Source organism: Syntrophales bacterium (assembly GCA_030018935.1).
Lineage (GTDB): Bacteria > Desulfobacterota > Syntrophia > Syntrophales > CG2-30-49-12 > CG2-30-49-12.
Window position 1 is genome coordinate 1 of the sequence record JASEGZ010000070.1, and the last position, 6,084, is coordinate 6,084.

A 6,084-nucleotide genomic window follows, 5' to 3' on the forward strand; every position below is an offset into this window, starting at 1 on the left:
ACCGGACAGATTGTGTGCTACAAACCGGACATATCACGTGTTACTAACAAAATTTATCTTTTTCATTGACAAAACATACTTATCTCTATATTTTTATGCGCAAGTAATGGGGAGGGAAAGAATATGAGACGAAATCATTGCTCAGGTATTTTACTGAATACATTTATCATTGTGGGTTATATTTTCACCCTCTCAGGGTGCGGAGAAAGACAGATAAAAACAGCCACAGTGGAAGCGCCTCCTGCCGTTGAACAGGATGTCGCTGCCGAAAAACCAACGATTGTTGAGCAGGTGCCTGCCCCTGAGAAGCAAATCAAGCAAATCATGGCGGCGGAAGAACCTGCTGTCAAGGAACAGATTACTACCACTTTAGAACAACCTTCTCTCAAAAAACAAGCGAAAGAGACCACGCCTGAAGAGGCTACCTTGACCCATAAAGTACCTGTGAAGAAAAAAAAGCCTGTCCTCAGTAAATATCATTTAGTAAAAAAGGGCGAATCCCTGTGGTGGATTGCCAAATATAAAGACCGGTACAACGACCCCTTCCTCTGGCCGATCATTTACAGGGCCAACAAAAACAAGATCAAGAATCCAGACGTGATCTACCCCGGACAGAAATTCCGTATCCCGAGAGGTGGATACACGGTGGAGGATATAAAGAAAGTAAGGAAAAATGCCGGCGCCCCATGGCCTTATGTACCTCCGGCTAAAGCGGTCGTGCCCGTGGACTGAAATATCCTAAAAGAGAATAACAGGGGGGCGCGATCTGTTTTCTGTGCCCCTTTTTTTGCGTGATAAACTTTCTGTGGAGAATAAATTATGGCAAAATGGAATAAAAATAAAAAAGTCCTGGATCATGAACATTCCCGGTTCTGGAGATTTGAACTCAGAGATCTGGATGAGCCAAATCTCCAAAAAGATGTTTTCCCCTATGATGAAGTATGCAGAATTGACTTTGACCATAAGATCATTCCGATCAATCCCGCGGACGAAATTTTCATCACGGATACAACGTTCAGGGATGGTCAACAGGCAAGACCGCCCTATACCGTTCAGCAGATTGTTGATCTATACACCATGATGGGTAAACTCGGCGGTGAAAATGGCGTGATCAGGCAATCGGAATTCTTTCTCTACAGCAACAGAGACAGGGAAGCAGTGGAAAAATGCCTGGAACTGGGACTGGCATATCCCGAAATCACCGGATGGATAAGGGCAAATAAAGAGGATATTAAACTGGTAAAGGAGGCAGGATTGAGAGAGACCGGTGTTTTGACGTCCGTTTCGGATTATCATATCTTTCTCAAAATGAATAAGACGAGGAAACAGGCCATTGAAGATTATCTCGGTATTATAAAATCCATTCTTGATACGGGTATTATTCCGAGATGTCATTTTGAAGACATTACGAGAGCCGATATATACGGATTCTGTATCCCCTTTGCCATTGAACTGATGAAGTTACGGGAGGAGAGCGGCATTGACATCAAGATCAGGCTCTGTGATACCCTCGGTTACGGGGTAACCTATCCGGGTGCGTCTCTCCCCCGGAGTGTAGATAAACTGGTCAGGGCCTTTATCGAGGATGGTGGTGTCCCGGGTTGCCTGCTTGAGTGGCATGGCCATAATGACTTTCATAAGGCCCTGACCAACGCCTCAACGGCCTGGCTCTACGGTTGCAGTGCGGCCAATGGGACACTGTTAGGTTTGGGTGAAAGAACGGGCAATTCCCCCCTTGAGGGTCTTATCATCGAATTTATCAGTCTTAAAGGGACAAACTACGGCATTGATACCACCGTTATCACGGATATTGCCAACTACCTTGAAAAGGAGATCGGGGTAAAAATCTCTTCCAACTACCCCTTTGTTGGTTCTGAATTTAATGCAACAATGGCTGGTATCCATGCCGATGGCCTGATTAAGAACGAGGAGATATACAATATCTTCGACACAACCAGGATACTCAAGAGACCCGTTACGACAACGATTACCGATAAATCAGGGAAGGCAGGCATCGCCTACTGGATCAACTCACACCTCGGTCTCACGGAAGACAAGGCGATTGACAAAAGGCATCCGGGCATCTCAAAAATTCACAAATGGGTTATGGAACAGTACGAATCGGGCAGGGTAACAAGCATATCACATGAAGAAATGGAAAGGAGGGTTCGTAAATATATCCCTGAACTCTTCATGTCCGACCTCGAAAAGATAAAATACATGGCGGCGGCGGCGGCGGTTTCTGTGGTCAAACAGGTTATAGAACACCCCATGATGAAGACAATGAAACCGGACCTACAGGAACCGATCATGCAGCAGTTCATAGAGGAAAACCCCTCCATCCAGTTTGCCTACGTAGTGGACATGAATGGCAAGAAAACCACGCGAAATATCACCAACATTGCCGACAGGGCAAAGTATGAAAACTATGGCATCGGAACGGATCAGTCGGACAGGGAGTGGTTCATCATTCCGTTGCAAACCGGCAAAATCCATGTGACCAGTTTCTATATCTCAAAGATGACAGGGGCGCTCTGTATCACCGCATCCGCCCCCATTGTGGATGACAGGGATGAAATGGTCGGCATCTTTGGTGTGGATATTAAATTTGAGGAGTGGGTGAAGAGAGCCGAGGACATCGCCGAAGCAACACAGATCGCCCTGAAGGCGGAATACGAGGCAAAAACCAAGTCTGACCGGTGGTTGTAGCGAGAGTTTTGCAGAAGGGGTTCATCATGGCTCAAAATCTTTTTTCGCGTTTTGTAATAGGGATCAATAAACCAATGAGAATGAACGGTTGTATAAACATAAGCCATCGAGAAAAAATCTTTGATTCGCCACTTAAGAACCCCTTCTGCAAGTTATGCAAAGGTCTCGTAGCAAAAGTGTTTCATTCCTCTTCGACAAACCACTGATCGTATGGCCGGTCTTTTGCCCTGCACGACAGTGGTGACAATTCCCTGATAAACCGGGAAGGGTTCATCACCATACTGCCCATGCCCCTTGCGTAATTGAACAAGGGATAACAGAGGTAGAGTTGGTCCTTTGCCCTGGTCGTGGCAACATAGAAAACCCTCCGCTCCTCTTCTTCCCCGTCCGGGTCTTTCAAAGAGCGGGCGAGCGGTATCATCCCCTCTGCACACCAGATTATAAAAACAATCGTCCATTCAAGGCCCTTTGCCTGATGAATCGTGCTGAGGATAACCTTATCCTCACCCCTTGCGTCCAGATCGTGTCCGGCTTCCTCGGTCATATTTGTCAGGAGGGCAAGTTCACTCAAAAAATCTTCCAAAGAGTCAAATTTCATGGAAAAATTCCCCAGTTGATCCAGGTCATCTTCCCGCGACGCCGCATCGCTATAACTTTCCTCAAGATATTCCCCGTAGCTCCCCTCGAGCAGTACATCAATAATTTCCGAGGGGACTCTCTCCGGTGATTCTTCCAGGATGGTTTTGATGGTGTTTCTGCATTTTAGAAGACCGGGGGCTGCCGCTTTTGTTGCACATTGAAGAAATTCATCGGTCATGATGGCGGTAAGGGGTTTCGCCTGCGACGAGATGAATCTCCAGACCCTATCGGCAGTGGCCTTGCCTATCTTCCTGTGGAGCCTCAGGACCCTTTTCCAGGCCAGTTCGTCAAAGGGATTGACCACGATCCTCATGTAGGAAGTTACGTCCTTGATGTGGGCCTGTTCGAAAAAACGGATGCCAGAGCGGATTTCAAAGGGAATGGACCGCCTGGTCATCTCCATCTGTAGTTCCATGGAATGGTAATGCGCCCGGTAGAGTACGGCAATCTCATGGAGAGGGACACCTTCCCGTATCAATTCAATGATCCGCTGGGTCACGAAATCCGCCTGCTGGACGACATCTTTCGCCGGTACAAGTATCGGTCTGATACCCCCCTTTCTCACCGCCCGTAACTTTTTTTGAAACTGCTTTTCATTATTGACGATACTCAGGTTGGCCAGTTGAAGGATCTCCGGCGTGCTGCGGTAGTTGGTCTCAAGCTTGAAGATATTACAATCAGGATACCTTTCGGGAAATTTAATGAAATTATCAAAATTTGCCCCTCTGAAGGAATAGATACTCTGCGAATCGTCACCCACGACCATCAGGTTTCTGTAGCGTGAGGCGAGAAGATCCAGAATGTCCGCCTGGATGATGCTGGTATCCTGATATTCATCCACAAGGACATGGGAAAACCTTTCCGCATACGCCTTCAGGACATCCGGAAAGTCTGTGAGGAGTCTTTTCCAGTTGAGGAGGAGGTCATCAAAGTCCATGACGTTTAATCTTCTTTTACGATGGATGTAATGGAAGGCTACCGCTTTGATGTCGTCAAGACGATGGAAGAAAAAGGGATGCCTCATCGCCACAATCTCGTCCAGGGGAACTTTAGTATTTACGGAAAGACCGATGATGTCTCCCAGGACATTTGCTCTCGGGAAATTATCGCTTCTGCCTGTGCGTTGCACGCAGACAGGTTTCGTATTGACCCCCGCTTCAGATATACAGGTGTTGATCAGTTGTCTCGCATCCTCACTATCAATAATAGAAAAATTCCTCTCGTAACCGAGAAGGGGGGCATTTACCCTCAGGATGAGATGGGCAATATGATGAAATGTTCCACCCCATAGCCGGCTTATGTCCCTCTCAAGGCCTGCCTCGAATGAATATGAGAGGAGCATCTGCACCCTTAAAAGCATCGAGCGGGCAGCCTTGTTGGTAAAGGTGGCAAGGAGCATCCTTTCAGGCTTTACCCCTGATTCTATTAAACGGGCCACACGGTAGGTCAAGGTGCGGGTCTTGCCACTGCCAGCACCGGCGATGACAAGGAGAGGCCCCCCCTCTTCCATGACAATTTGAAACTGTTCAGGGTTAAGCTCTCTTTTGTAATCTATCATTCTGTTCCTTTGGATTGACGAATCATCATTATTTATTCAGCACTTCTCTGATTTTCTCCACCGTTTCTTTACTGTCGAGGGATACAAAGTTCCTTAAGATGCCCTCCTGTTCATAAAATCCGATCAGGGGGGCTGTCTTTTGCGTGTATGTTTCCAGCCGCTTGATAATGGCCTCTTCAGTCTCATCATCCCGCTGCATAACAGGACTGCCGCATTTTTTACATTTACCGTCCGGAGTCGCCGGATTGCTCTTAATGTTGTAGATTTCCTGACATTCAGGATTTGCACATGTCCTCCGTGTGGTTAGACGATCCAGGATAATTTCCCGCGGCACTTCCAGATTAGCAACAAAGTCGAGTTCGATCCTTAGGGTCTCAAGCAGCTTCTTCAGTTCTCTGGCCTGGGGAATGGTGCGGGGAAAACCGTCGAGGATAAACCCCCTCTGGCAGTCTTCCTCCTGGAGGCGGACTTCCATCATCTCCATAATCAAGGAATCGGGCACAAGCTCCCCCCGGTCCATGTAACCTTTTGCCTGTTTACCCAGTTCTGTCCCCTCTCCCACGGCTGCGCGCAGGATATCACCGGTTGAAATCTGGACAGAACCATCCGTTTCCGTGAGAAGTCTGGCTACCGTACCTTTACCGGCACCCGGCGCCCCCAGAAGTATTATTCTCATACAAAGCCTCCATTAAACAATGAGTAGCAAAACGCCTTCCTCCCTACCCTCCCCTTCCCCCTATTGGTATTGGTGTCTATCATGGGAAGAAGGGAAGCAAGAATGGTGGGAAATATAGGGGAAATCTTCTTAGGGGTCAAGAAAATACCCCTTTATCCAACAGGGATACTCATTTATCCTTGACATACAATCTCCTATTTCCCTATAATTAAAACGCTTTCCCTTATAATCCTCCCCCAAAAACTGGACAGGGGATTTAAGTAGAATCAAAAGTCCACTGGATACCTTGAGCAGAAATCTCAAGGAACGGAGGTAGGGGTAAAAAATAGTTCAGTCAAGGGAGGTATATCCGACATAGTCGTCTATACCTCCGATGGGCGGGAAATTTGCTCGCTCCGCTTCGCAAACTTCGCCCATCTGCGGGGTTGACGGTTTCGCTTCACGACCCCTTCGCCAACCCCGGCGTCCCGATAAGCAAAATGCAGCTACGCTGCATTTTGCT

General features: G+C 47.5%; 4 protein-coding genes. 2 read left to right on the forward strand and 2 right to left on the reverse strand.

Features of this window, described 5'->3' with window-relative positions:
• The first annotated feature begins 123 nt into the window (after positions 1-123).
• Both QMD03_09680 and QMD03_09685 read left to right on the forward strand, forming a co-directional pair.
• Entirely contained in the window at positions 124-732 is a 609-nt protein-coding gene (locus tag QMD03_09680) for a LysM peptidoglycan-binding domain-containing protein (GenBank protein MDI6777481.1), read from the forward strand.
• An 87-nt stretch (positions 733-819) separates the two neighbouring features.
• A complete protein-coding gene (locus tag QMD03_09685; GenBank protein MDI6777482.1) occupies positions 820-2,709 on the forward strand; it encodes a histone-lysine N-methyltransferase in 1,890 nt (629 codons plus the stop codon).
• A 181-nt stretch (positions 2,710-2,890) separates the two neighbouring features.
• Here the strand turns inward: QMD03_09685 and QMD03_09690 are convergent, their stop codons facing one another.
• Positions 2,891-4,906: an ATP-dependent helicase gene (locus tag QMD03_09690; GenBank protein ID MDI6777483.1), complete on the reverse strand. Its 2,016-nt coding sequence runs from the start codon at positions 4,904-4,906 to the stop codon at positions 2,891-2,893.
• A gap of 28 nt (positions 4,907-4,934) precedes the next feature.
• The gene (locus QMD03_09695) at positions 4,935-5,582 is read right to left on the reverse strand and encodes an adenylate kinase (protein MDI6777484.1); all 648 of its coding nucleotides are present in this window, start codon (positions 5,580-5,582) and stop codon (positions 4,935-4,937) included.
• Positions 5,583-6,084: the final 502 nt, after the last annotated feature.

Bases quoted from the DNA above. Each gene is read 5' to 3' on its own strand.
- QMD03_09680 (MDI6777481.1), top strand. From the start codon at position 124: ATGAGACGAAATCATTGCTCAGGTATTTTACTGAATACATTTATCATT.
- QMD03_09685 (MDI6777482.1), top strand. From the start codon at position 820: ATGGCAAAATGGAATAAAAATAAAAAAGTCCTGGATCATGAACATTCC.
- QMD03_09690 (MDI6777483.1), bottom strand. From the start codon at position 4,906: ATGATAGATTACAAAAGAGAGCTTAACCCTGAACAGTTTCAAATTGTC.
- QMD03_09695 (MDI6777484.1), bottom strand. From the start codon at position 5,582: ATGAGAATAATACTTCTGGGGGCGCCGGGTGCCGGTAAAGGTACGGTA.